The sequence below is a fragment of the Agromyces sp. PvR057 genome, from assembly GCF_040547485.1.
In the GTDB taxonomy this organism is placed as follows: Bacteria; Actinomycetota; Actinomycetes; order Actinomycetales; family Microbacteriaceae; genus Agromyces.
In genome coordinates, this window is record NZ_JBEPPT010000001.1 from 1,927,071 (window position 1) to 1,950,386 (window position 23,316).

General features: G+C 69.9%; 19 protein-coding genes. 10 read left to right on the top strand and 9 right to left on the bottom strand.

Annotation, left to right across the window (positions count from 1 at the left end; genetic code table 11):
* Window positions 1-31 precede the first annotated feature (31 nt).
* Window positions 32-616: a DUF3043 domain-containing protein gene (locus tag ABIC29_RS08820; RefSeq protein WP_354244400.1), complete on the top strand. Its 585-nt coding sequence runs from the start codon at window positions 32-34 to the stop codon at window positions 614-616.
* A 120-nt stretch (window positions 617-736) separates the two neighbouring features.
* Here ABIC29_RS08820 and ABIC29_RS08825 read toward each other — a convergent pair whose 3' ends face one another.
* Window positions 737-1,885 (bottom strand): alkaline phosphatase family protein, encoded by a 1,149-nt coding sequence (locus ABIC29_RS08825; RefSeq protein ID WP_116081780.1) that lies wholly within the window; start codon window positions 1,883-1,885, stop codon window positions 737-739.
* Window positions 1,886-1,963: 78 nt separating this feature from the next.
* Between ABIC29_RS08825 and ABIC29_RS08830 the strand changes: the two genes are divergently transcribed.
* On the top strand, window positions 1,964-4,438 hold the full coding sequence (locus ABIC29_RS08830) for a DNA gyrase/topoisomerase IV subunit A (RefSeq protein ID WP_116081783.1): 2,475 nt from the start codon (window positions 1,964-1,966) through the stop codon (window positions 4,436-4,438).
* A gap of 90 nt (window positions 4,439-4,528) precedes the next feature.
* Here the strand turns inward: ABIC29_RS08830 and ABIC29_RS08835 are convergent, their stop codons facing one another.
* Complete coding sequence (locus tag ABIC29_RS08835) at window positions 4,529-6,607, bottom strand: DNA gyrase/topoisomerase IV subunit B (RefSeq protein ID WP_354244404.1); 2,079 nt, start codon at window positions 6,605-6,607, stop codon at window positions 4,529-4,531.
* A gap of 145 nt (window positions 6,608-6,752) precedes the next feature.
* Here ABIC29_RS08835 and ABIC29_RS08840 point away from each other — a divergent pair, with 145 nt between their 5' ends.
* Window positions 6,753-6,983 (top strand): DUF7455 domain-containing protein, encoded by a 231-nt coding sequence (locus ABIC29_RS08840; RefSeq protein WP_116081787.1) that lies wholly within the window; start codon window positions 6,753-6,755, stop codon window positions 6,981-6,983.
* Between the two features lie 202 nt (window positions 6,984-7,185).
* Here the strand turns inward: ABIC29_RS08840 and ABIC29_RS08845 are convergent, their stop codons facing one another.
* The 4 genes from ABIC29_RS08845 to ABIC29_RS08860 form a co-directional block, all read right to left on the bottom strand.
* Complete coding sequence (locus tag ABIC29_RS08845) at window positions 7,186-7,953, bottom strand: type 1 glutamine amidotransferase (RefSeq protein ID WP_116081790.1); 768 nt, start codon at window positions 7,951-7,953, stop codon at window positions 7,186-7,188.
* Complete coding sequence (locus ABIC29_RS08850; protein ID WP_354244408.1) at window positions 7,950-9,221, bottom strand: Mur ligase family protein; 1,272 nt, start codon at window positions 9,219-9,221, stop codon at window positions 7,950-7,952. The genes ABIC29_RS08845 and ABIC29_RS08850 overlap by 4 nt, the downstream gene beginning before the upstream one ends.
* 7 nt (window positions 9,222-9,228) lie before the next feature.
* On the bottom strand, window positions 9,229-10,527 hold the full coding sequence (locus ABIC29_RS08855; protein WP_116081795.1) for an RNA polymerase sigma factor: 1,299 nt from the start codon (window positions 10,525-10,527) through the stop codon (window positions 9,229-9,231).
* A 352-nt stretch (window positions 10,528-10,879) separates the two neighbouring features.
* Complete coding sequence (locus tag ABIC29_RS08860; protein WP_116081797.1) at window positions 10,880-11,806, bottom strand: proteasome assembly chaperone family protein; 927 nt, start codon at window positions 11,804-11,806, stop codon at window positions 10,880-10,882.
* Window positions 11,807-11,893: 87 nt separating this feature from the next.
* Between ABIC29_RS08860 and ABIC29_RS08865 the strand changes: the two genes are divergently transcribed.
* From ABIC29_RS08865 to sucB, 3 genes are all read left to right on the top strand, one after another.
* Window positions 11,894-13,384, top strand: a complete 1,491-nt coding sequence (locus tag ABIC29_RS08865) for a leucyl aminopeptidase (RefSeq protein ID WP_354244412.1) — start codon at window positions 11,894-11,896, stop codon at window positions 13,382-13,384.
* Window positions 13,385-13,482: 98 nt separating this feature from the next.
* Window positions 13,483-14,856, top strand: coding sequence for a dihydrolipoyl dehydrogenase (gene lpdA / locus ABIC29_RS08870; RefSeq protein ID WP_116081802.1), 1,374 nt, complete (start codon window positions 13,483-13,485; stop codon window positions 14,854-14,856).
* A gap of 67 nt (window positions 14,857-14,923) precedes the next feature.
* Complete coding sequence (gene sucB / locus ABIC29_RS08875; RefSeq protein WP_116081804.1) at window positions 14,924-16,384, top strand: 2-oxoglutarate dehydrogenase, E2 component, dihydrolipoamide succinyltransferase; 1,461 nt, start codon at window positions 14,924-14,926, stop codon at window positions 16,382-16,384.
* On the opposite strand, the gene ABIC29_RS08880 is transcribed toward sucB, so the two are convergent.
* Window positions 16,381-18,024: a protein kinase family protein gene (locus ABIC29_RS08880; RefSeq protein ID WP_147309164.1), complete on the bottom strand. Its 1,644-nt coding sequence runs from the start codon at window positions 18,022-18,024 to the stop codon at window positions 16,381-16,383. The genes sucB and ABIC29_RS08880 overlap by 4 nt on opposite strands.
* Window positions 18,025-18,145: 121 nt before the next feature.
* Between ABIC29_RS08880 and lipB the strand changes: the two genes are divergently transcribed.
* The 3 genes from lipB to ABIC29_RS08895 all read left to right on the top strand — a co-directional run bounded on the left by lipB (window position 18,146) and on the right by ABIC29_RS08895 (window position 20,557).
* Window positions 18,146-18,787 carry a lipoyl(octanoyl) transferase LipB gene (gene lipB / locus ABIC29_RS08885; protein ID WP_116081809.1) on the top strand — a complete coding sequence of 214 codons (642 nt, stop codon included), beginning with the start codon at window positions 18,146-18,148 and terminating at the stop codon, window positions 18,785-18,787.
* On the top strand, window positions 18,784-19,773 hold the full coding sequence (lipA, locus tag ABIC29_RS08890) for a lipoyl synthase (protein WP_354244416.1): 990 nt from the start codon (window positions 18,784-18,786) through the stop codon (window positions 19,771-19,773). Before lipB ends, lipA begins: the two co-directional genes overlap by 4 nt.
* 73 nt (window positions 19,774-19,846) lie before the next feature.
* Complete coding sequence (locus ABIC29_RS08895) at window positions 19,847-20,557, top strand: DUF4191 domain-containing protein (RefSeq protein ID WP_116081814.1); 711 nt, start codon at window positions 19,847-19,849, stop codon at window positions 20,555-20,557.
* Window positions 20,558-20,679: 122 nt separating this feature from the next.
* On the opposite strand, the gene ABIC29_RS08900 is transcribed toward ABIC29_RS08895, so the two are convergent.
* Window positions 20,680-21,114 (bottom strand): RDD family protein, encoded by a 435-nt coding sequence (locus ABIC29_RS08900; protein ID WP_116081816.1) that lies wholly within the window; start codon window positions 21,112-21,114, stop codon window positions 20,680-20,682.
* Window positions 21,115-21,261: 147 nt separating this feature from the next.
* Between ABIC29_RS08900 and glnA the strand changes: the two genes are divergently transcribed.
* A complete protein-coding gene (gene glnA, locus ABIC29_RS08905; RefSeq protein WP_116081818.1) occupies window positions 21,262-22,686 on the top strand; it encodes a type I glutamate--ammonia ligase in 1,425 nt (474 codons plus the stop codon).
* A gap of 178 nt (window positions 22,687-22,864) precedes the next feature.
* Here glnA and ABIC29_RS08910 read toward each other — a convergent pair whose 3' ends face one another.
* Entirely contained in the window at window positions 22,865-23,281 is a 417-nt protein-coding gene (locus ABIC29_RS08910) for a hypothetical protein (protein WP_147309165.1), read from the bottom strand.
* Window positions 23,282-23,316: the final 35 nt, after the last annotated feature.

Genomic DNA, 23,316 nt, shown 5'->3' on the forward strand with positions numbered 1-23,316 from the left:
ATCTTAAGGGGAACCGATTCGAGGGATCCCCGTGGCCAACAACCCCACTGACAACGATCAGCCGAGCGCCGAGACGCTCGAAGAGACGCAGGCGCGACTCAAGTCCGGCGGCAAGGGCGCACCGACGCCCAGCCGCGCCCAGCAGGAGGCCGCCCGCAAGCGGCCGCTCGTGCCCGACGACCGCAAGGAAGCGAAGAAGGCGGCACGTGCGAAGGAGGCCGAGGCCCGCGACCGTGCGCGCGTCGGCATGGCGGCGGGCGACGAGCGGTACCTCCCCCTGCGCGACCGCGGTCCGCAGAAGAAGTTCGTGCGCGACTACGTCGATGCGCGCTTCAGCATCGGCGAGATCCTGATCCCCGTGATGTTCGCCGTCATCATCCTGACGTTCATCCCCAGCACCGAGGTGCAGGCGATCGGCATCATCGCCCTGTGGTCGTTCTTCCTCATCGCGGTGGTCGACGTGATCATCCTCGGTGCGGTGCTCACCCGCAAGCTCCGGCAGCGGTACGGCGACAAGGTCGAGAAGGTGCGCTGGTACGCGGCGATGCGAGCCCTCCAGCTGCGCATGCTGCGCCTCCCGAAGCCGCAGGTCAAGCGCGGTCAGTACCCGAGCTGACGACTCTCTGAACGACGAACGACGGCCGGCGGCGGATGCCCCGGCCGTCGTTCGTCGTTCAGGTGCCGCGGTCGACCGATGCCGCAGTCGACCGGAGCACGCTCCGCAGCCGCGTGGTCGTCAGTCGCGCCGGAATGCGCCGCCGCGAATGAGCGGCACCCGCGTCTCCTCGTCGGTGAGCGAACCATGCTGGCCGATCATCGCCTCGGCCTGTCGATTGGCCTCGCGGCTGTCGTAGTACGCGATGCCCGCACGGGCGGCCACGAGGATGTCGCCGATGCGCGGGCGCACCTCATCGGCGACCGTTCCGTACACGCCGGCCTCGATCGCCTCGTCGCGCGAGAGCACCCATGCCCGATGTCCCTCGGCGGCACCCCAGCGTTCGAGCGCGGCGGCTCGCTCCCCCGGACCGAGCTCGGGCTCGAGGTACACGGACAGGAATCGCGGTTCTCCGCCGAGGTGACGGACGCCATCGACGAGTGCGGGATCCGAATCCACGAACACGTGGCGGTGGGCTGGGACATCGACGACCCCGTGGTCGGCGGTGACGAGCATGCCGGCGGTACGCGGCATCCGCTGCTCGAAGGACGCGATCTCGCCGTCGAGCTGTTCGAGCAGGCCCAGCCAGCGATCGGATTCCCAGCCGTGCGCATGCGACGCCTGGTCGAGCTCGGGCACGTAGAGGTAGACGAGGCGCTGGTCGCCGCCTCGCAGCAGGTCGAGTGCCGCTGCGAACCGATCACCGAGCGAGGCCGCGGCGCGGTACTCGGCGCCGCGCAGCACGGCCCTGGTGAACCCGGAGTCGGCGTAGCGCGCGGCGCCGATCGCGAAGGTCTCGACGCCCTCGGCGGATGCCCGCTCGAAGACGGTCTCGCATCGCTGCCAGGTCTCGGGCACCATCGCGGCGTCCCAGCCGCTGAGCTGGTTGACGAGGCGGTCGTTCGCCTCGTCGAGGGCGCGGTACCCGACCAGCCCGTGCTCGCCGGGAAGCCTCCCGGTCGTCAGGCTCGCGAGTGCGGCGGCCGTCGTCGAGGGCAGCACCGTGCGGATCACGTCGCGCTTCGCCATGCGCGACGAGAGGAACCGGGCGTGGCCGGCGCGCGCCTGCAGGTTGGCGGCCCCGAGCCCGTCGACGAGGACGACGACGGCGCCGGATGCCGCGGGCAGCCCGAATGCGTTCCCGCCACCCGTGAGGCTCGCGAGCGAACTGCCCATCACGCCGGTGAGGCGCGGAACGGCGTCGGCGGGCACCGGTAGCATGGCAGGCATCGCGCCCAGTCTCGCACAGGCAGGGCGCGCCCTTCGTTCCCGGCGTGCACCCCACGTCGCCAGCAGCAGAGAACACGGATGACCCGAGCCAAGAACCCGCCCGCTGAAGATCCGATCGTCGAGCGCATCGAAGACGTCGACGTCGCCACCGAGATGCAGGGCTCGTTCCTCGAGTACGCCTACTCCGTGATCTACTCGCGCGCGCTGCCCGACGCGCGCGACGGACTCAAGCCCGTGCAGCGACGCATCCTCTTCGGCATGAACGAGATGGGCCTCCGCCCCGACCGCGGGCACGTCAAGTCCTCGCGCGTCGTCGGCGAGGTCATGGGCAAGTACCACCCGCACGGCGACACCGCGATCTACGACACCCTCGTGCGCATGGCCCAGGCGTTCACCCTGCGCGTGCCGCTCGTCGACGGGCACGGCAACTTCGGCTCGCTCGACGACGGCCCCGCGGCATCCCGATACACCGAGGCCCGCCTCACCGCCGCCGCGATCGCCATGAACGACGGCCTCGACGAGGACGTCGTCGACTTCGTGCCGAACTACGACAACCAGTTCATGCAGCCCGCCGTGCTGCCGGCCGCGTACCCGAACCTGCTGGTCAACGGTGCGAGCGGCATCGCCGTCGGCATGGCCACGAACATGGCCCCGCACAACCTCATCGAGGTCGTGTCCGCGGCCAGGCACCTCATCGCCAATCCCGATGCGACGCTCGACGACCTCATGGAGTTCGTCCCCGCTCCCGACCTGCCCTCCGGCGGCACGATCGTCGGCCTCGCCGGCATCCGCGACGCCTACGCGACCGGGCGCGGCAGCTTCAAGACCCGCGCGAAGGTGCGCATCGAGTCGATCACGGCCCGCAAGACCGGGCTCGTCGTCACCGAGCTCCCCTACCTCGTCGGCCCAGAGAAGGTCATCGAGAAGATCAAGGACGGCGTCAACGCCAAGAAGATCAGCGGCATCTCCGATGTCACCGACCTCACCGACCGCACGAACGGCCTGCGCCTCGTCATCGGCATCAAGACCGGGTTCAGCCCCGATGCGGTGCTCGAGCAGCTCTACCGGCTCACGCCCCTCGAAGACTCCTTCAACATCAACAACGTCGCGCTCGTGAACGGCGGGCCGCAGACGCTCGGCCTCCGCGAGCTGCTGCAGGTCTATGTCGACCACCGCATCTCGGTCGTCACGCGCCGATCGCAGTACCGTCTGGCGCGCCGGCAGGAGCGCCTGCACCTCGTCGACGGCCTGCTGATCGCGATCCTCGACATCGACGAGGTCATCCAGGTCATCCGCTCGAGCGACGACACGGCGGCCGCGCGCACCCGGCTCATGGAGGTCTTCGACCTCAGCCAGGTGCAGACCGACTACATCCTCGAGCTGCAGCTGCGCCGCCTCACGAAGTTCTCGCGCATCGAGCTCGAGGCGGAGCGCGACAAGCTGCGTGCCGAGATCGCGGAGCTCGAGACGCTGTTGGCAAGCCGCCACCGCATCGAGGCCCTCGTGTCCGACGAGCTCGCCGAGATCGCCGAGAAATACGGCACGCCACGCCGCACGCTCCTCACGGACGCCCGCCCGATCGCCACCGGTGCCGCGGCCAAGCGCGCCGCCGCGATCCTCGAGCTTGCCGACGTGCCCTGCCGCGTGTTCCTCTCGGTCACCGGTCGCATCGCTCGCGTCGACCTGGCCGCGACCGAGAACGGGGCTCCGACGATCACCGTGCCCACCCGTCGCAGCAAGCACGACGCGATCCTCTCGACGCTCGAGACCTCGACCCGTTCCGAGATCGGGGCCGTCACGAACCTCGGCCGGCTCATCCGATTCACGCCCGTCGACGTGCCGATGCTGCCGCCGACCTCGGTGCAGCTCGGCGCCGGCGTGAAGGTCGGCGATTACCTCTCGCTGCCCAATCGCGACGAGAAGGTGCTCGCGATCGTCTCGCTCACGTCAGACCGCTCGATCGCGCTCGGCACGAAGCAGGGCATCGTCAAGCGCGTCGCGACGGGCGTGTACCCGAACAAGCCCGAGTTCGAGGTCATCGGGCTCAAGGCCGGCGACGAGGTCGTCGGCGCCGTGCAGGGCGACGAGGGCGACGAACTCGTGTTCGTCGCATCCGACGCGCAACTGCTGCACTTCCCGGCGGCGACGGTGCGCCCCCAGGGATGCCCCGCGGGCGGCATGGCCGGGGTGAAGCTCAGCGCGGGCGCTCACGCGATCCATTTCACGAGCCTGCCCGCCGAGCGCCTCGACTCGACCGTCGTCGTCACGATCGCGGCGAGCAACGAGACCCTGCTCGGCATCGACACGGGCAGCGCCAAGGTGAGCGACTTCGCCGAGTTCCCCGGCAAGGGCCGTGCCACGGGCGGCGTGCGTGCGCAGCGCTTCCTCAAGGGCGAGGACGCCCTGCACCTCGCCTGGGTCGGCCCGGCACCCGCCCTCGCGGTCGCCGCAGACGGATCCGCGCGCCAGCTGCCCGATTCCGGTGCCAAGCGCGATGCCTCCGGCCAGCCGCTCGAGGCGCATGTCGCCGCGGTCGGCACGCGCATCGAGTAGCGCCCGCACGTCTCACGAAAGAACGCGGCGGCCCGAATCGGGCCGCCGCGTTCTCGCGTTCGATCCTCGGAGCCAACCGAGGTGGGAGCGTCAGGCGTCGATGCGATCGCGCTCGAGCGCGTCGGCGCTCTCGACGATGAACTCCTTGCGCGGTGCGACCTCGTTGCCCATGAGCAGCTCGAAGACGCGCCCCGCAGCCTCGGCATCGCCCAGGCCGACACGTCGCAGCGTTCGCTGACGGCGGTCCATCGTGGTGGTCGCGAGCTGGTCGGCGTCCATCTCGCCGAGGCCCTTGTACCGCTGGATCGGATCCTGGTAACGCCGGCCCTGCTTCTTCAGCCCGGCGAGGACGCCCGTGAGCTCGGCCTCGGAGTAGGTGTAGATGGTCTCGTTCGGCTTCGATCCCGGGTTCATCACGACCACCCGGTGCAGCGGCGGGACCGCCGCGAAGACCCGGCCCTCTTCGATCATCGGCCGCATGTAGCGGAAGAAGAGCGTGAGCAGCAGGGTACGGATGTGGGCGCCGTCGACGTCGGCGTCGCTCATGATGATGACCTTGCCGTACCGTGCCGTCGCGATGTCGAAGCTGCGGCCGGAGCCCGCGCCGATGACCTGGATGATCGATGCGCACTCGGCGTTGCCGAGCATGTCCGCCACACTCGCCTTCTGCACGTTGAGGATCTTGCCGCGGATCGGCAGCAGCGCCTGGTGCTCGCTGTCGCGCGCGAGCTTGGCCGTGCCGAGCGCCGAGTCGCCCTCGACGATGAAGAGCTCGCTGTGCGCGACATCCGTCGACCGGCAGTCGACGAGCTTCGCCGGCAGCGACGACGACTCGAGCGCGTTCTTACGTCGCTGCGTCTCCTTGTGGGTTCGCGCGGAGATGCGGGACTTCATCTCGGCGACCACCTTGTCGAGCAGCAGCGAGGACTGCGCCTTGTCGTCGCGCTTGGTCGACGAGAAGCGGAGGCCGAGCTCCTTCGTGAGCACGTTCGTGACGATCGCGCGGACGGCCGGCGTGCCGAGCACCTCCTTGGTCTGGCCCTCGAACTGCGGCTCTGGCAGGCGCACGGTGATGACGGCCGTGAGGCCGGCGAGGACGTCGTCCTTCTCGAGCTTGTCGTTGCCGGCCTTGAGTCGGCGCGCGTTCTGCTCGACCTGCAGGCGCAGGAACTTCAGCAGCCCCTGGTCGAACCCGGTCTGGTGCGTTCCGCCCTTGGGCGTGGCGATGATGTTGACGAACGACTTGACGACCGTGTCGTACCCGGTGCCCCACCGCAGGGCGATGTCGACGGCGCACTCCCGCTTGAGCTCGGTCGGGACCATCGCGCCGCCCTCGGTGAGCACCGGCACCGTCTCGGTGAACGAGCCGACGCCGGTCAGACGCCAGACGTCGGTCAGCGCCGCATCGACCGCGAGATGCTCGACGAACTCGGAGATGCCGCCCTCGAACTGGAACGTGATGGTGTGCGGCGTCTCGCCGCGCTCGTCGGTCACGTCGATCGCGAGGCCGGGCACGAGGAACGCCGTTTGCCTCGCGCGCCCGAGCAGCTCCTCGGACTGGAACTCGGCGCCCTTGGTGAAGATCTGGCGGTCGGCCCAGTAGCGGATGCGCGTGCCGGTGACGCCCTTGGCGACCTTGCCGACCACGCGCAACTCGCTGCGATCCTCGAACGGCGTGAACGGCGCATCGGGCGACGGAGCACCCGAATCGGCGAAGATGCCCGGCTCGCCGCGGTGGAACGACATGGCCCAGGTCTTGCCGTCGCGGTCGACCTCGACGTCGAGGCGCTCCGACAGCGCGTTCACGACCGAGGCGCCGACACCGTGCAGGCCACCGGAGGCCGCGTACGAACCGGACCCGAACTTTCCGCCGGCGTGCAGCTTGGTGAACACCACCTCGACGCCGGAGAGCCCGGTCTTCGGTTCGATGTCGACGGGGATGCCGCGCGCGCGGTCGCGCACCTCGACGCTGCCGTCGGGGTGCAGCCGCACGCCGATGTCGCTGCCGTGCCCCGCGAGCGCCTCGTCGACGGAGTTGTCGATGATCTCCCAGAGGCAGTGCATGAGCCCTCGGGAGTCGGTCGAACCGATGTACATGCCGGGTCGCTTGCGAACGGCTTCGAGACCTTCGAGTACGGAGAGATGGCGGGCGGAATAGTCGGAGCTCACGTCGCACAAGCCTACTGAGCACCGCCGACCCTGAGGCGCAGGCGCTACGCGGTGAGCGAAATGCCCGGCAGAACGGAAGGAACCACGGCCGAGACGTGTTTTCATTGAGGAACGGATTTCGCGCAGTGAGCCAGGAGGAGGAGCCATGACGCAGCACACCGAAACCAACGGTGCGGTCGATGAACTCGAGACCCCGTATGAGCTCACGGCTCTCGACCGCTGCGACGCCTGCGGAGCGCAGGCCTACATCCGCGTCGTCGTGGGCACCGGCGAACTGCTGTTCTGCGCGCACCACGGGCGCAAGCACCAGGAGAAGCTCTCGCAGATCGCACACAGCTGGCACGACGAGTCGTCGCGCCTCAACGACCGCGCATAACGCGCAGCAGACGAATGACGAACGCCCCGGGAGGAATCCCGGGGCGTTCGTCATTCGGTGCGCGGACCTGGTCAGGCCGGTGCATGTCGGCCGAGGGCGCGAACTGCCTCAGCGGAGCTCGTGCCGAACGCCGGCGACGGCCGGCGTCGGGCGTCAGGCCCCAGCCGTCAGCCGTCAGCCGTCAGCCGTCAGCCGTCAGCCGTCAGCCGTCGACAGTTTGGGCAGCCGGCGCGGCAGTCGCGTCGACCCCGGCGGCCGCGAGATGCGCGCGGCGTGCGGAGTCCGCGTAGGCGTCGACGGTGCGGGTCCGCTCCCCCGGCTCGTACTCGAGTCCGGCCCGTGCCGCCATGGTCGTGAGCATGCGATCGGCGAGGACCGGGTTCTTCGCGAGGACAGGACCGTGCAGGTGCGTGCCGATGACCTCGCCCATGACCACCCCCTCCTGGCCGGAGCCCTTGGCGTTGCCCTCACCAGTGCGGACGCGTCCGAGCGGGGATCCCTCGGCGCCGACGTAGGCGCGGGCGTGGTTCTCGAATCCGACGAGCAGCTCTCGCGAGCCGCGTTCGGCGACGACCAGGTCGCCGGTGATACGACCGCCGACGCTGGGCACGGCGCGGCCGGGCAGAATGCCCAGGCCCTCGATGCCGGTGCCGTCGGGCAGCTCGATGCCCCAGGAGAGCAGCTCCCATCCGGTGCCGACGGCGAGGATCGGCACGCCTTCGGTGCCCCAGCGCCGCAGTTCGTCGTGCAGCTCGAGCAGCCTGGTGCGAGCGACCTCGAGCGAGGCATCCGTTCCGGAGCCGATCACGATCGCGTCGACGTGCGCTGGCAACTCGTCTCGCGACTCGACCGCGACCACGCGCGCGTCGAGACCGGCCCAGCCCGCACGCCGGGCGAGCACTGCGGCGTTCTCGGCGTCGCCGTTGGTGTTCTGCAGCGAGGGCAGCAGCGCCACGATCGTGAGGGTCATTCCGCTCCCGTGAGTCCGAGGTGCGCCCGAGTGCGGCGCATCGAGTCGGCTGAGAAGATGATCGTCTTCGTTCCGGATGCCGGCGCAGGCGCGGCCAGGAAGTCGTCGACGGCGCGCGCCAGGTCGGGCTCGACCCGGTCGATGTCGACACCGTCGTACGAGAGCATGAGTGCCGCCTCGGCCGCCTTCGAACCGCTCACGATCGACACCCGCCCGAGGGAGGCCGCGTCGGCCGGCCAGAAGTACGACGGGTCTCGCACGTCGGAGCCGATCGCGAACAGGATGTCTGAGGTGCCGGGTTCGATGCTGTCGACGTTCAGCTGGTAGCTCGCCGTGTTCTGCACGAGCACGAAGTCGACCTCCTGGCCGCGCACGCTCACGCGCTCGCCCCGGCCGAACACCGCCGGGATCGCACTCAGCGCGTCGGCGGCCACGGTCGGGTCGAACCGATCGCCGAGCACCGACTTCGCGGTCGTGTAGGCGGCGGTCGCGTCGACGCCGTAGTGGGTGCCGCGTGCCGGGAGCATGACCCGCACGGCGACCCCGTGGTCGTCGATGACCGCGCTTCGGCCGTCGACGGACTCGAGACGCACCCCGTCACCCGTCGGGAGACGGGACTCGACCGTCTTCGCGTAGCCGAGTCCGCGCGGGGATGCCGCGACGACCGACTCGGAGACCCCGAAGCGGTGCACAGTGACATCCGGACCGACGCGGGTCGCAAGCTGCTCGAGGTAGGCGTCGTCGGCGTTCACGACGACGGACTCCCGCGCTCGCGCCGCGATGCGGCCGAGCATGCCGGCGACCATCTCCGAGTCGTGGAACCGGTCGACCTGGTCGACCATGACGTTCATGAGCGTGACGGTGCGGGCGTCGACGCCCTGCATGACGAGGGCGCCGTGCCCTTCATCCATCTCGAGCACGGCCATCTCACCGGGAACGCGGCCCTGCCAGTCGGCGCGTTCGAGCAGGGCCGACGTGAGGCCCTGGCTGATGTTCGCGGTCGACGGATTCGTGAACACGTCGACGCCGTGGGCGCGCAGGATCGCGACGAGCATCTTCGTCGTCGTCGACTTGCCGCTGGAACCCGAGACCACCAGGAGCCCCTGCGGGAAGCCCGACAGGGTGCGCTTCAGGTAGGCGGGCGCGATGCGGTTGACGACGAGCCCCGGAACGGCCGATCCGCCGCCGGGCTTGCGCAGCCGGGCGGCGAATCGGGTGAGCCTGCCGACGAGGATCGCCGGCGCGTAGCGCAGGGTTCCAGCTGGCACCGCCGGCCTACTCGAGGTAGTCGCGCAGCGACTGGGACCGCGACGGGTGGCGGAGCTTCGCCATCGTCTTCGACTCGATCTGGCGGATGCGCTCGCGCGTGACGCCGAACGTGTCGCCGATCTGGTCGAGCGTCTTCGGCATGCCGTCGCCGAGGCCGAAGCGCATGCGGATCACGCCGGCCTCGCGCTCGCTCAGCGAGTCGAGGAGCGACTCGAGCTGCTTCTGCAGCATCGTGAAGCCCACGGCGTCGGCCGGCACGACCGCCTCGGTGTCCTCGATCAGGTCGCCGAACTCGCTGTCGCCGTCTTCACCGAGCGGCGTGTGCAGCGAGATGGGCTCGCGGCCGTACTTCTGCACCTCGATGACCTTCTCGGGGGTCATGTCGAGTTCGCGGCTCAGCTCTTCGGGCGTGGGTTCGCGACCGAGGTCCTGGAGCATCTGGCGCTGCACGCGCGCGAGCTTGTTGATGACCTCGACCATGTGCACCGGGATGCGGATGGTGCGGGCCTGGTCGGCCATGGCGCGGGTGATGGCCTGGCGGATCCACCAGGTCGCGTAGGTCGAGAACTTGAAGCCCTTGGTGTAGTCGAACTTCTCAACCGCACGGATGAGGCCGAGGTTGCCCTCCTGGATCAGGTCGAGGAACTGCATGCCGCGGCCGGTGTAGCGCTTGGCGAGCGAGACCACGAGGCGGAGGTTGGCGCCGAGGAGGTGGCTCTTCGCGCGCTGGCCGTCCTTCGCGACCCACTGCAGCTCGCGACCGAGCTGCGAACGCTTCTCGGCGTCGGTCATGTGCGACAGCTTCTCCTCGGCGAAGAGACCCGCCTCGATGCGCATCGCGAGCTCGACCTCTTCGGCCGCGTTCAGGAGCGCGACCTTTCCGATCTGCTTCAGGTAGTCCTTGACGGGGTCGGCCGTCGCGCCGGTGATGGCGCTCGAGTAGACCGGGACCTCGTCTTCGTCGTCGACGGCACGCAGCACGAGCGCACCGGTGGGGTGCGGCTCCACGACCACGGGCTTCTCGTCGTCGTCCTCGTCGGATGCCGCGGTGTCGGCGCCATCGACGACGTCGACGACCTCGACCTCGACGTCGACCTCGTCGTTCTCTTCGCCGTCGTCATCGGCGCCGGCCTTGGCGGCGCCGCGGGCCTTCGTGCCCGCCTTGGCGGTGGTCTTTCGCGGCGTCTTGCTCGCGGTCGCGGTCTTCGCGCCGGCCTTCGCCGTGGTCGACTTCGCAGCCGTCGTGCGAGCGGCGGGCTTCTCGGCCTCGTCCTTCGCCGACGTCGCAGCCTTCGTCGTTGCCATTTGGTTGAACCTCTCCTACATCGCACGGCGCATGCCCAGTGAGGGTCGCGGGTCGTGGCGGGTCCGATCGATTTCGGACACTATGAGGACCCATGTCAAGTCCGCGACTCCGGCACGCGATCGTGCCCGCGGACCAGAACGGGTCCTTCAACCATTATACAGCCGCGGACCGCCCATCACGTCCACGCGGGCAGCGCGTCTCGCCCACGCCTCCCGGACGCACGTCCGTTCCCCAATGACAACGCCGGCCGCGGCATCCGCATTCCCGAGGATCACTCACGCGCGGCCCTCGGCCGGCCCTCGCCCGCGCATCGCGCGACCGCCTGCCGCCCTCGGACGCCGTCGGCCGGACTCACCCGCCGAGCGGCGATTCGTCGTCGTGCCTGCGGCGCACCGCCAGGAACTTCTCGAGCTCGGCCGCGATCTCGTCGGCCGAGGGCAGCTCGCCCTCCACGTCGGTGAGCGGCGATCGGAACGACGTCTCCTGCATGTACGTGTCGTGCCGTTCCTCGAGCGCGCCGACGAGCTTGGCGAGTTCGCCGTTGCCCGCCACCTGCTCGTCGATGCGGGCGACGAAGTCGCGGTTCGCCTCGCGCAGGCTGTCGGTCGGGAGGATCCGACCGGTCGCGGCCGAGACCGCCTCGATCGCGGCGACCGCGGCTGCGGGGTACTCGGTGTCGCCGAGGTAGTGCGGAATCAGCAGCACGAAGGCGGCGACCGGGTGCCCGAGCGCCTGCAGGCGGTACTCGACGAGGTGCAGCGCGTTCGCGGGTGCCTCGGTCGTGGGCCGCCACACCGACATCGCCTCGACGAACTCCGGGCGATTGCCGCTGACGGTCATGCTGATCGGCCGCGTGTGCGGCACCGGCATCGGGATCGCGTTGATCCACGTCAGCGAGGAGACCTGGAGGCGCTCGATCAACTGGAGCACCGCGGCTCCGAAGCGCTCCCACTGGAAGTCGGGCTCGTAGCCGGTCAGGAGCAGGAACTGCTGTCCGATCTCGTCGCGCGCGAGCGAGAGCAGCAGGCGCGGCGGGCGGTAGTCGGTGAGGTGGTCCTCTTCGAAGAGGATGATCGGGCGACGGGCCCGGTAGTCGAGCAACTCGTCGGCGTCGAACTGCGCCACCTCGACGTTGTCGAGCGTCGAGAGCAGGAACTCCATCGTCTGCGCGACGGCCGCGCCGGCATCGGCGAATCCGGTGAGTCCGGCGACGAGCGGCAGCCCGGGGGGCACCTCGACGCCGGGGCTCAGCTCGTAGAGGGAACGTGGATCGCGCATGCGTCAAGCCTACTGAGCGCATCCCGGGCCCCGCCCCGATCGGCGATCCGGCGTCGATGCTCAGAGCGAACACGTAGCATTCGCACCATGAGCGTCCCAGAACTGCGCACCAGCGACCTCCCGCCCACCGCCTCCGACGCGGACGTCGTGCTGCTCACGGCCGTCAGCACGCCCGACGGCCCGCACCTGCTCGACGTCGACGGATACGCCTGGGTCGCTCCGCTCCTCGCGGGCCTCGGCTCGACCGGCGCGGCCGACGAACTCCTTCGCCTCCCCTCGCAGTCCGATGGCCCGTCCGTCGTCGCGGTCGCTGGCGTCGGCGAGCGAGCGGATGCCGCGTCCCTCCGGCTCGCGGTCGGCAGCGCGCTTCGCCAGCTCACCGGCGTCGCCCACGTCGCGATCGCCGTTCCGGAGGCGTTCGCCGACACCGCGCAGGCGGACGCCGCCGCCGAGGCGATGCTCGAGGGAGCCGCGCTCGGCGCATACCTCTTCACGACGTACCGTTCGGAACCGAAGACGCCGGTGGAGGTCGTCACCCTGCACGCACCGGCATCCGCCGACCGCGTGCGCGTCGAGCGTGTGCGCATCGTCGCCGACGCCGTGCACCGCACGAAGGACCTCGTGAACACCGCACCCGCCGACCTCTCCCCCGCCCGGCTCGCCGAGATCGCCGTGAACACGGGCGACGCGCTCGGCGTGACGTCGACCGTGTGGGACGAGGAGGCCCTCGAATCCGACGGCTTCGGCGGAATCCTCGGGGTCGGGCAGGGGTCGTCGCGCGGCCCCCGACTCGTGCGCCTCGAGTACGCGCCCACGACCGCGAGTCGCCACCTGGCGCTCGTCGGCAAGGGCATCACGTTCGACTCCGGCGGACTCTCGCTGAAGCCCGGCGCTTCGATGGTCGGCATGAAGTCCGACATGGCCGGCGCCGCGACGGTGCTTTCGGCCGTCCTCGCACTCGCCGCGCTCGAGGTCCCGATCCGGGTCACGGCGTGGCTGTGCCTCGCCGAGAACATGCCGTCGGGCACCGCGATCCGCCCGAACGACGTGCTGCGCATCCGCGGCGGCAAGACCGTCGAGGTGCTGAACACGGACGCCGAGGGCCGCCTCGTGCTCGCCGACGGTCTGGTCGCCGCGAGCGAGGAGCAGCCGGACGCGATCGTCGACGTCGCGACGCTCACCGGGGCGCAGGTCGTCGCGCTCGGCCACCGCATGGGCGGTCTCATGGGCGACGACGCGCTCGTGTCCCGCGTGCGCGCGTCGGCCGACTCGGTCGACGAGGCGTTCTGGCCCATGCCTCTGCCCGGCTACCTCAAGGCCAACCTGAAGTCGGATGTCGCCGACCTCGCCAACACCCGGCTCGGCACGACCATCCCCGGCATGCTCGTGGCCGGCGTGTTCCTGCGCGAGTTCGTCGGCCGTCGCGAGGACTCGAGCGAGCGCATCCCGTGGGCGCACCTGGACATCGCGGGCCCGTCGTTCAACCAGGCGGGCGCCTGGGGCCACACCGGATCGGGCGGCACCGCGATCGGCGTCCGCACGCTCATCGCGCTGGGCGAGGACCTCTCCGCCGGGTAGTAAGGTCGTATGGGCGAGATCTTCGCCCTTCACTCTGCCGCCGGTCACGCATCCGGGGCAGTCCGTGTCGCAGTACAGGTGCGCAAGGGAGATTCCGGTTGTCCGAGCAGAACTTTGACATTGTCATCCTCGGTGGCGGCAGCGGAGGGTACGCAGCAGCGCTGCGCGCCGTCCAGCTCGGCTTCACCGTCGGCCTCATCGAGAAGGACAAGCTCGGCGGCACGTGTCTTCACCGCGGCTGCATCCCCACCAAGGCGCTGCTGCACGCGGCCGAGATCGCCGAGCACGCTCGCGACTCCGCCAGGTTCGGTGTTCGCGCGACCTTCGACGGCATCGACGTCGCCGGGGTCACCGCGTACCGCGAGGGCATCGTCTCCAGCAAGTTCAAGGGCCTGCAGGGCCTCGTCAAGGCTCGCGGCATCACCGTGATCGAGGGCGAGGGCCGCCTGGTCGCGCCGAACGCGGTGCAGGTCGGCGACCAGCGGATCGTCGGCAAGAACGTGATCCTCGCGACAGGTTCCTACTCGCGCTCGCTGCCCGGCCTCGAGATCGGCGGCCGCGTGATCACGAGCGAGCAGGCGCTCGAGCTCGACTTCGTGCCCGGCAAGGTCGCGATCCTCGGCGGCGGCGTCATCGGCGTCGAGTTCGCCAGCGTCTGGAAGTCGTTCGGCGCAGAGGTCACGATCATCGAGGCCCTCCCCCACCTCGTCCCGAACGAGGAGGAGTCGATCTCCAAGCAGCTCGAGCGGGCGTTCCGCAAGCGCGGCATCGACTACAAGATCGGCGTGCGCTTCCAGTCGGTCACCCAGCACGAGAACGGCGTCGTCGTGACGCTCGAGAACGGCGAGACCGTCGAGGCCGAGCTGCTGCTCGTCGCCGTCGGCCGCGGCCCCGTCACGGCCGGCCTCGGCTACGAGGAGGTCGGCGTCGCCATGGACCGCGGCTTCGTGCTCACCGACGAGCGCCTCGCGACCAACGTGCCAGGCGTCTACGCCGTCGGCGACATCGTTCCCGGCCTCCAGCTCGCCCACCGCGGCTTCCAGCAGGGCATCTTCGTCGCCGAGGAGATCGCGGGCCTGAATCCGATCATCATCGAGGACGTCAACATCCCGAAGGTGACGTACTGCGAGCCCGAGATCGCCTCGATCGGCTACACCGAGGCGAAGGCCGGCGAGAAGTTCGGCGCCGACCAGGTCTCCTCGTACGAGTACAACCTGGCGGGCAACGGCAAGAGCCACATCCTCGAGACGAGCGGCTCGATCAAGGTCGTCCGCGTCAACGACGGCCCGATCGTCGGGGTGCATATGATCGGCGGCCGTGTCGGCGAGCTCATCGGCGAGGCCCAGCTCGCGGTGAACTGGGAGGCATACCCTGAGGACATCGCCCCGTTCATCCACGCGCACCCCACGCAGAACGAGGCGCTCGGCGAGGCGTTCCTGAAGCTCGCGGGCAAGCCCCTGCACGCGCTCTGACCCTGTATCACCCCAATACGACTGCAATAAGCTAGAAGCGTCCCAACGCTGTGAAGGAGACAAGCGCATGAGCGAATCCGTCAGCCTCCCGGCACTCGGTGAGAGTGTCACAGAGGGCACGGTCACCCGATGGCTGAAGAACGTCGGCGACCGTGTCGAGGTCGACGAGCCGCTGCTCGAGGTCTCGACCGACAAGGTCGACACCGAGATCCCGTCGCCGGTCGCCGGTGTCATCGAGGCGATCCTCGTCCAGGAGGACGAGACCGTCGAGGTCGGCACCGCACTCGTGACGATCGGCGACGGCAGCGCGGCTCCCGCGCCCGCCGAGGCGGCGCCCGAGCCCGAGCCCGCTGCGGCTCCCGCACCCGCCGCCCCGGTCGCCGAGGCGCCCGCTGCGGCCCCGGCACCTGCGGCTCCGGCTGCGCCGGCAGCGCCCGCGCCCGTGGAGGCTCCGGCCGCCCCGGCAGCGGAAGCCCCGGCAGCACCTGCGGCTCCGGCTCCGGCTCCGGCTCCGGCGGCGGAGGCTCCTGCCGCGCCGGCTGCAGCTCCGGCACCCGCCGCCGCTCCGGCACCCGCCGCAGAGGCCCCGGCAGCGCCTGCTGCAGAGGCACCCGCAGCGACCGGCTCGCACGCCGGTGCACCCGGGTACGTCACGCCGATCGTCCGCAAGCTCGCCAACGAGCAGGGCGTCGACCTGGCCAGCGTCACCGGCACGGGCGTCGGCGGCCGCATCCGCAAGCAGGACGTCATCTCGGCGCAGTCCGCGCCCCAGGAAGCCGCGGCCCCGGCTCGCACGCCGCTCGAGGCGTCGCCGCTGCGCGGCACCACGGTGCCGATGACCCGCCTCCGCAAGGTCGTCGCCGAGCGCGCCGTCGTGTCGATGCAGTCGACCGCCCAGCTCACCTCGGTCGTCGAGGTCGACGTGACGAAGGTCGCGCGCCTGCGCGACAAGGTCAAGGGCGACTTCCTCGCCAAGACCGGCAACAAGCTCAGCTTCCTGCCGTTCTTCGCGCTCGCGACCGCCGAAGCGCTGCGCGCGTTCCCGATCATCAACTCGACGGTCGACGGCGATTCCATCGTCTACCCGGCGCAGGAGAACGTGAGCATCGCGGTCGACACCGAACGCGGCCTGCTCACGCCGGTCATCCGCAACGCGGGCGAGCTCGACATCGCCGGCCTCGCCGCGCAGATCGCCGACCTCGCAGACCGCACGCGCAACAACCAGCTGAAGCCCGACGAGCTCTCGGGGGGCACGTTCACGCTGACCAACACCGGTTCGCGCGGCGCGCTGTTCGACACGCCCGTCGTCTTCCTGCCGCAGTCGGCGATCCTCGGCACCGGCATCGTCGTCAAGCGTCCGGTGGTCGTCACCACCGACGGCTCCGAGGCGATCGCGGTTCGCTCGATGGTCTACCTGGCCCTCTCGTACGACCACCGCATCATCGACGGCGCCGACGCCGCGCGCTTCCTGACGGCCGTGAAGGACCGTCTCGAGTCGGGCGACTTCGAGGCCGACCTCGGCATCTAGTCGAAGATCTCTCGAAGACGCCAACCGGCCTCGCTCCTCACCACGAGGAGCGAGGCCGGTTTCGCGTCATCGACCGCGGCGACCTGCACGAGGACCGCGGCACCCATCTCGGTCACGACCTCCATCCGGTCGAGGTCGTAGGAACGGATCTCGCCTGCACCGTCGCGTGCGGCGAGCATCAGGTTCCAGTCCGAGTCCTCCAACGGCGAGCCCGACTGGACATACGTGGCGATGCAGGTCGGATTCAGCTCGGCGAAGCACGACGCGCGCAGGCCCAGCAGCGAACGGGCACCCGCAATGGGGTCCTCCGATGCGATGCCCGCGGCCGTCGGCGGCTCCGACCCGCCCGGCGGCGGCTGAGCGCTCGGATCGTCGATCGATGCCGAGGGCTGGGTCGCCGACGGCTCGGCGGCATCCGCCGCCGCAGCCGCCACCGCATGCTCGTCGGGGCCGGCCCCCGCCGAGGGCACGGCGGTCAGGAGGAGCACGAGGGCGCCCCCGCCGATGAGTGCCCCCACCACGAGTGGCTTCCGTCGAGCCGCGAGCCACGCCGCAGCGCGGCCGCGCGCGGACGCGACGCGATCGGTGTCGGCGGAGGCAGCCAGACGTTCGATCGTCGGTGCCGGGATCTCGGCGAGGTCGAGCAGTCCGGCAGCCAGACCGCCTCGGGCCCGCAGACGACGGCGGCGACCCGGACCGACCGCATTCGAGGCGTTCGGCGCCGTCGGTTCGATCTGGGGGATCGGCCGGGGCGCCGGCACGCGAGCGGGAAGGCGGAGTTCCCGCACCGGTGGAAGCCCCGCGACCGGTGCGGGTGCCGCAGCGCCGAACAGTGCTCGCTCGAGATCGCGCTCGAACGGCGCGAAGGGCCGGGTCGTGAGCGCAACCCTGGCGAGATCGACCGCGACGTCGAAGACCCCGGCCGGGCGAACCGCGCCGACGACCTGCTCGACGTACTCCGTGAGGGCCTCGAGGCCGCGCCTGCGCAGCATCGTGGCGGCGGCGCCGTCGGGCGGCAGCCGTTCGAGGGCGCCGAGTCCGAGCGGACGCGGCCGACCGGCGGCGTCGAGCTGCACGTCGCTCGGTGCGAGCCTGGCGTGCACGAACCCGGCTGCCGCCAGCCGGGCGATTCCGGCGACGACCGGTGCGATCAGGGTCACGGCCTCGCCCGGCTCGAGGCTGCGCTCGTGGATGAGTTGCGCCACGGTCGCTCCCCCGATGCGCTCGACCACGGCGACCCTCGCGCCGGTGGCCGTCGTCGCGACATCCAGCAGGGCCGGCAAGCCCGCCTCGGGCACCGCGTGCATCGCCTCGAGCTCGCACGCGATCGACCGATCATCGACGTCGTCGCGGTAGATGCGCACGACCACGAGGGGCGCCGTCTCGGACGCAGGGCCGTCTGGCCGATCGGCGAGACCTGCGACAGCCTCGGCGCGCTGCGCCACCGCGAGGAACACGTCGGCTCGCGACCCGGATCCGATGCGCCTGAGGATCCGGTACCCCGCGACGCCCGCGCCCGCCGCGGCCAACGGCTCGGTCTCGACACGGGCGGATGCCGCGGCATCCGCCCGATCGGATCGCCGCGCTGTGCTGCCGCGCCTGCTGCGCCTGCCTCCGCCGATCATCCGCCCGCTGCTCATCCCACCACGGTGCCGCCCCTGCAGCCGTCCGCCGCCGACGCACGGAGGCACCGGGAGAAGGCGTGCCCCTGCACAGGGTGGGGAGGACGAGTGCCGCGGCATCCGTGTCTAGACTCGGAGCATGCTCGACTTCGTCGTCGCGGGGCTAAGCGCCAACTCCGTGCCGTACATCGAAGGTCTCGACCTTCAGCGCGCCGTCCATCGCGCGGTCGTCAGGGGCGAACGCCCCGACACCGTCCTCCTCCTGGAGCACCCCTCCGTCTACACCGCCGGCCGACGCACGTCGCCCGACGAGCGGCCGACCGACGGAACCCCGGTCATCGACGTCGATCGCGGCGGCAAGATCACGTGGCACGGCCCCGGGCAGCTCGTCGGCTACCCGATCCTGCGTCTCGCGGAGCCCGTCGACGTCGTCGACTACGTTCGCCGACTCGAGGGTGTGCTCATCGCCGTGCTCGAGCGCCTCGGCATCGAGGGCCGACGGGTCGACGGGCGCTCGGGCGTCTGGGTCGGCGATCCGGGTCACGAGAACAAGATCGCCGCGATCGGCATCCGCGTCGCCGAGGGCGTGACCACGCACGGCTTCGCGCTCAACTGCTCGAACGCACTCGAGCCGTACACGAGGATCGTGGCCTGCGGCATCCGCGATGCCGGGGTCACGACCATCTCGCGTGAGCTGGGCCGCGAGGTCACGCCGACCGACCTCGTCGACGAGGTCACGGCGGCATTCCGCGCCGGGTTCGAAGCGGCGATCGCCGCATGAGCGCCGCTCCAGACGGGCGCCGGATGCTGCGCCTCGAGGTCCGCAACGCCGAGACACCGATCGAGCGCAAGCCCGAGTGGATCAAGACCAGGGCGAAGATGGGGCCCGAATACCGGCAACTGCAGAACCTCGTGAAGAGCGAGGACCTCCACACGGTCTGCCAGGAGGCGGGCTGCCCGAACATCTACGAGTGCTGGGAGGATCGCGAGGCGACCTTCCTCATCGGCGGCTCGCAGTGCACACGTCGCTGCGACTTCTGCCAGATCGACACCGGCAAGCCCGCCGACTACGACGTCGACGAGCCGCGTCGCGTCGCCGAATCCGTGCAGCGGATGCAGCTGCGCTACTCGACCGTCACGGGCGTCGCGCGCGACGACCTGCCCGACGAGGGCGCGTGGCTGTACGCCGAGACCATCCGCGAGATCCACCGGCAGTCGCCTGGAACCGGCGTGGAGATCCTCGTGCCCGACTTCTCGGGGGATCCCGAGCTGCTCGGCGAGGTGTTCTCGTCACGACCCGAGGTCTTCGCGCACAACGTCGAGACCGTGCCGCGCATCTTCAAGCGGATCCGCCCGGCGTTCCGCTACGAGCGATCGCTCGACGTCATCACGCAGGGCCGCGATGCCGGCCTGATCACCAAGTCGAACCTCATCCTCGGCATGGGCGAGGAGCGCGCCGAGGTCACGCAGGCGCTGCACGACCTGCACGAGGCCGGCACCGACATCATCACGATCACGCAGTACCTGCGCCCGAGCCCTCGCCACCTGCCGGTCGCGAGGTGGGTCAGGCCCGAGGAGTTCATCGAGCTCAAGGCGGAGGCGGAGCAGATCGGGTTCCTCGGCGTGCTCTCCGGCCCGCTCGTGCGCTCGTCGTACCGCGCCGGACGCCTGTGGGCGCAATCGATGCACGCCAAGGGGCGCGAGCTGCCCGCCGACCTCGCGCACCTGGCCGATCCGGCACTGGGCTTCGCACAGGCGGTCGGCTGAGTCGTCCGGATGCCGCCTCCGACCGTCACGATCGCGGTCGGCGGCGGCCCTCCGCGCCGGTATCCTTGTGCACATGGCACGCACCAAGGATTCGTCCGCTCCGAAGGAGCCAGGGCGTCTGAAGCAGATGTGGCAGGTCTTCCAGATGACCCGCCGCTACGACTCGAGCGCGCAGTGGCTCATGCTGCTCGTGTTCCTGGCTCCCGTCATCGTCGGGCTCGGGCTCGCGCTCTGGCTGAGCGAGGGCAACGGCTTCACGATCGCGTTGTGGATCGTCGCGGGCGTGCTCGCCGGCCTGCTCCTCGCGCTCATCGTCCTCGGTCGACGTGCCGAACGCGCCGCCTACGCTCAGATCGACGGGCAGCCCGGTGCCGTCGGCGCCGTACTGCGAAGCGGTCTCCGCGGCGGCTGGATCGGCAACGAGATGCCCGTCGCCGTGAACGGCAAGACGCAGGACGCGGTCTACCGCTCCGTCGGCCGCGGCGGCGTCGCGCTCATCAGCGAGGGCCCGCAGACCCGCACCAAGCGCATGCTCGACGACGAGAAGCGCAAGGTCGCCCGCGTGCTGCCCAACGTGCCGATCACGCTCATCGCGGTCGGCCACGACGAGGGCGCGATCGAGCTGCACCGCCTCCCGGCCGCCCTGCGCAAGATCAAGCGATCGCTGACGAAGCCCGAGGTGCTCGCGGTGTCGAACCGCCTGAACTCGCTGCAGTCGTCGCTGCCGATCCCGAAGGGCATCGATCCCATGAAGGCGCGGCCGCAGCGCGGCAAGATGCGCTGATCCCCCACTGACGCCAGAGCGCGGCATCCGACATCGTCGGGTGCCGCGTTCGTCGTTCATCCGCTCGGTGCTGCTCGGTTCCGGATGCCGCGGGCGGGCCGCATTCCGCCGCGCTCCGGGGTTCAGGAGCGGACGAGCACGGTGCCGGCGACCTTGTCGTGGAACCCACGCTGGTCGGAGTCCCACACGAGCGCGGGCACCACGATGGCGAGCAGGGCGGTGCGTACGATCGGACGCCAGAGGCCGACCCACCCGCCCGCGATCGGCAGGATGCGCAGTCCCATGAGTCGGTGGCCGACGCTGCCGCCGATGGTCGGGATGAACACGATCTGCATGATCGCGAAGATGGCCAGCGTGAGCCAGGAGTGCAGCAACGAGCTGTACGGGGCGAAGAGCAGCGCGATCACGAGCGCGGCCGCCCAGTCGATGAGGATCGCGGCGATGCGCCGGCCGATGCGGGCGACCGAGCTCGGTCCCTCGTCGGGGAGTCCGAGTCGCTCCCCCGGCCACCGGCTGGGCTCGAGCTGGCCGAAGGTGGTGGGGGTCGCGTCAGGCATCCACCGATTCTACCGATCGACGCCGACGTAACACGTCTGAAACAATTGCGTCATGGTCGGGTAACCACCACTCGGTACGGTCGACTACGGCTGTGCACGTCCGTCCGGCCTCGCCGGTTCAACTCGCCCCCTTGGAGATTCCACCCCATGTTCAGTGATTCGTCTGAAGTGCTTAAGTTCATCAAGGAGACGGATGTCAAGTTCCTCGACATCCGCTTCACCGACCTTCCGGGTGTGCAGCAGCACTTCAACATCCCGGCGTCGACCGTCGACGAGGAGTTCTTCACGGTCGGCCAGCTCTTCGACGGTTCCTCGATCCGCGGGTTCGCCAACATCCACGAGTCCGACATGCAGCTCATCCCCGACGTGACCACGGCGTACGTCGACCAGTTCCGCACCGCGCGCACGCTGGTGATGATCTTCGACATCTACAACCCGCGCAACGGTGAGATCTACTCGAAGGACCCGCGTCAGGTCGCCAAGAAGGCCGAGAAGTACCTCGCCTCGACGGGCATCGCCGACACCGCGTTCTTCGCTCCCGAGGCCGAGTTCTACATCTTCGACGACGTGCGCTACGAGGTGAAGCAGAACGCGAGCTTCTACTCCATCGACTCCGACGAGGGTGCCTGGAACTCGGGCCGCGAAGAAGAGGGCGGCAACCTCGCCAACAAGACCCCCTACAAGGGCGGCTACTTCCCGGTCAGCCCCGTCGACAAGACCGCCGACCTGCGCGACGACATCACGCTCAACCTCATCGAGGCCGGCTTCGTGCTCGAGCGTTCGCACCACGAGGTGGGCACGGGCGGCCAGCAGGAGATCAACTACCGCTTCGACACCATGGTGCACGCGGCCGACGACATCCTGAAGTTCAAGTACATCGTCAAGAACACGGCCGAGCAGTGGGGCAAGTCCGCCACGTTCATGCCGAAGCCGCTCTTCGGCGACAACGGGTCTGGCATGCACACGCACCAGTCCCTCTGGAGCGACGGCAAGCCGCTCTTCTACGACGAGGCCGGCTACGGCGGTCTCTCCGACCTGGCACGCTGGTACATCGGCGGTCTGCTCAAGCACGCTCCGGCCGTGCTCGCCTTCACGAACCCGACGGTGAACTCGTACCACCGCCTGGTTCCGGGCTTCGAGGCTCCTGTCAACCTGGTCTACTCGGCGGGCAACCGCTCGGCTGCGATCCGCATCCCGATCACGGGCACCAACCCCAAGGCCAAGCGCATCGAGTTCCGCGCTCCGGATGCCTCGGGCAACCCGTACCTCGCGTTCGCCGCGCAGCTCATGGCGGGCCTCGACGGCATCAAGAACCGCATCGAGCCGCACGAGCCGGTCGACAAGGACCTCTACGAGCTCCCGCCCGAGGAGGCCAAGACGATCCCGCAGGTTCCGGGTTCGCTCGACGCCGTGCTCGACGCGCTCGAGGCCGACCACGACTTCCTCCTCGAGGGCGGCGTGTTCACCAAGGAGCTCATCGAGACCTGGATCGACTACAAGCGCGAGAAGGAGCTGAAGCCGCTGGCCCAGCGTCCCCACCCGTTCGAGTTCGAGCTGTACTACGGCGTCTGACCTCGAAGAACGCTTGATCAGGGCTTTCTGCTCCCCTATCCCCCCGTAGTCCGCAGGGAGTCCGCCCAGAGTCCTCCCGGGCCGCCAGCACAGAGTGCAACGGCGGCCCGGGAGGATTCGTCCTTTCCGGGCCGCGCGCCGCGGAACGGCGAGATCCCCGGGACGTCGAGATCCCGGTTCAGTCGGTCGCACCCACCAGCGTCGTGTACTCCCCCAACGGCGAGCCGTCGGCGTCACAGGCCCGAGCCACCGCCTCGACATCCGAGGCATATGCGTCGCGATGGTCCATCCAGGCGATCATGTGCGGTGGCTCCGGGAGGTCGTCGACGAGCGTCTGGATGCGCACCTTCACCTCTCCCTCCGCGATCTGGTACGCCTTGGCGAACTCGGCCGGAATGTCGGTCGCGAGTGCGCGGTCGCCGGTCACGGCATCGCCGACCGTTCTCGTGACCTGCGCGAAGGTGGCGCATGCTTCCGCATTCCCGGCAACGGGCGCGGGCGAGACGGAGGCTCCCGGCGATGGATCCGGTTCTGTCGCTGCGTCGCAGCCGGTCAAGAGCAATGCAAGCGCGAGGACGACTCCCAAGCGGTACATGTTCGGAGCCTACCGCCAGGCCGGAACCGCGGAAC

Bases quoted from the DNA above. Each gene is read 5' to 3' on its own strand.
- ABIC29_RS08830 (WP_116081783.1), top strand. From the start codon at position 1,964: ATGACCCGAGCCAAGAACCCGCCCGCTGAAGATCCGATCGTCGAGCGC.
- ABIC29_RS08865 (WP_354244412.1), top strand. From the start codon at position 11,894: ATGAGCGTCCCAGAACTGCGCACCAGCGACCTCCCGCCCACCGCCTCC.
- ABIC29_RS08900 (WP_116081816.1), bottom strand. From the start codon at position 21,114: ATGCCTGACGCGACCCCCACCACCTTCGGCCAGCTCGAGCCCAGCCGG.
- ABIC29_RS08910 (WP_147309165.1), bottom strand. From the start codon at position 23,281: ATGTACCGCTTGGGAGTCGTCCTCGCGCTTGCATTGCTCTTGACCGGC.
- ABIC29_RS08840 (WP_116081787.1), top strand. From the start codon at position 6,753: ATGACGCAGCACACCGAAACCAACGGTGCGGTCGATGAACTCGAGACC.
- ABIC29_RS08825 (WP_116081780.1), bottom strand. From the start codon at position 1,885: ATGCCTGCCATGCTACCGGTGCCCGCCGACGCCGTTCCGCGCCTCACC.
- lipB (WP_116081809.1), top strand. From the start codon at position 18,146: ATGCTCGACTTCGTCGTCGCGGGGCTAAGCGCCAACTCCGTGCCGTAC.
- ABIC29_RS08895 (WP_116081814.1), top strand. From the start codon at position 19,847: ATGGCACGCACCAAGGATTCGTCCGCTCCGAAGGAGCCAGGGCGTCTG.
- ABIC29_RS08880 (WP_147309164.1), bottom strand. From the start codon at position 18,024: ATGAGCAGCGGGCGGATGATCGGCGGAGGCAGGCGCAGCAGGCGCGGC.
- glnA (WP_116081818.1), top strand. From the start codon at position 21,262: ATGTTCAGTGATTCGTCTGAAGTGCTTAAGTTCATCAAGGAGACGGAT.
- ABIC29_RS08845 (WP_116081790.1), bottom strand. From the start codon at position 7,953: ATGACCCTCACGATCGTGGCGCTGCTGCCCTCGCTGCAGAACACCAAC.
- lipA (WP_354244416.1), top strand. From the start codon at position 18,784: ATGAGCGCCGCTCCAGACGGGCGCCGGATGCTGCGCCTCGAGGTCCGC.
- ABIC29_RS08855 (WP_116081795.1), bottom strand. From the start codon at position 10,527: ATGGCAACGACGAAGGCTGCGACGTCGGCGAAGGACGAGGCCGAGAAG.
- sucB (WP_116081804.1), top strand. From the start codon at position 14,924: ATGAGCGAATCCGTCAGCCTCCCGGCACTCGGTGAGAGTGTCACAGAG.
- ABIC29_RS08860 (WP_116081797.1), bottom strand. From the start codon at position 11,806: ATGCGCGATCCACGTTCCCTCTACGAGCTGAGCCCCGGCGTCGAGGTG.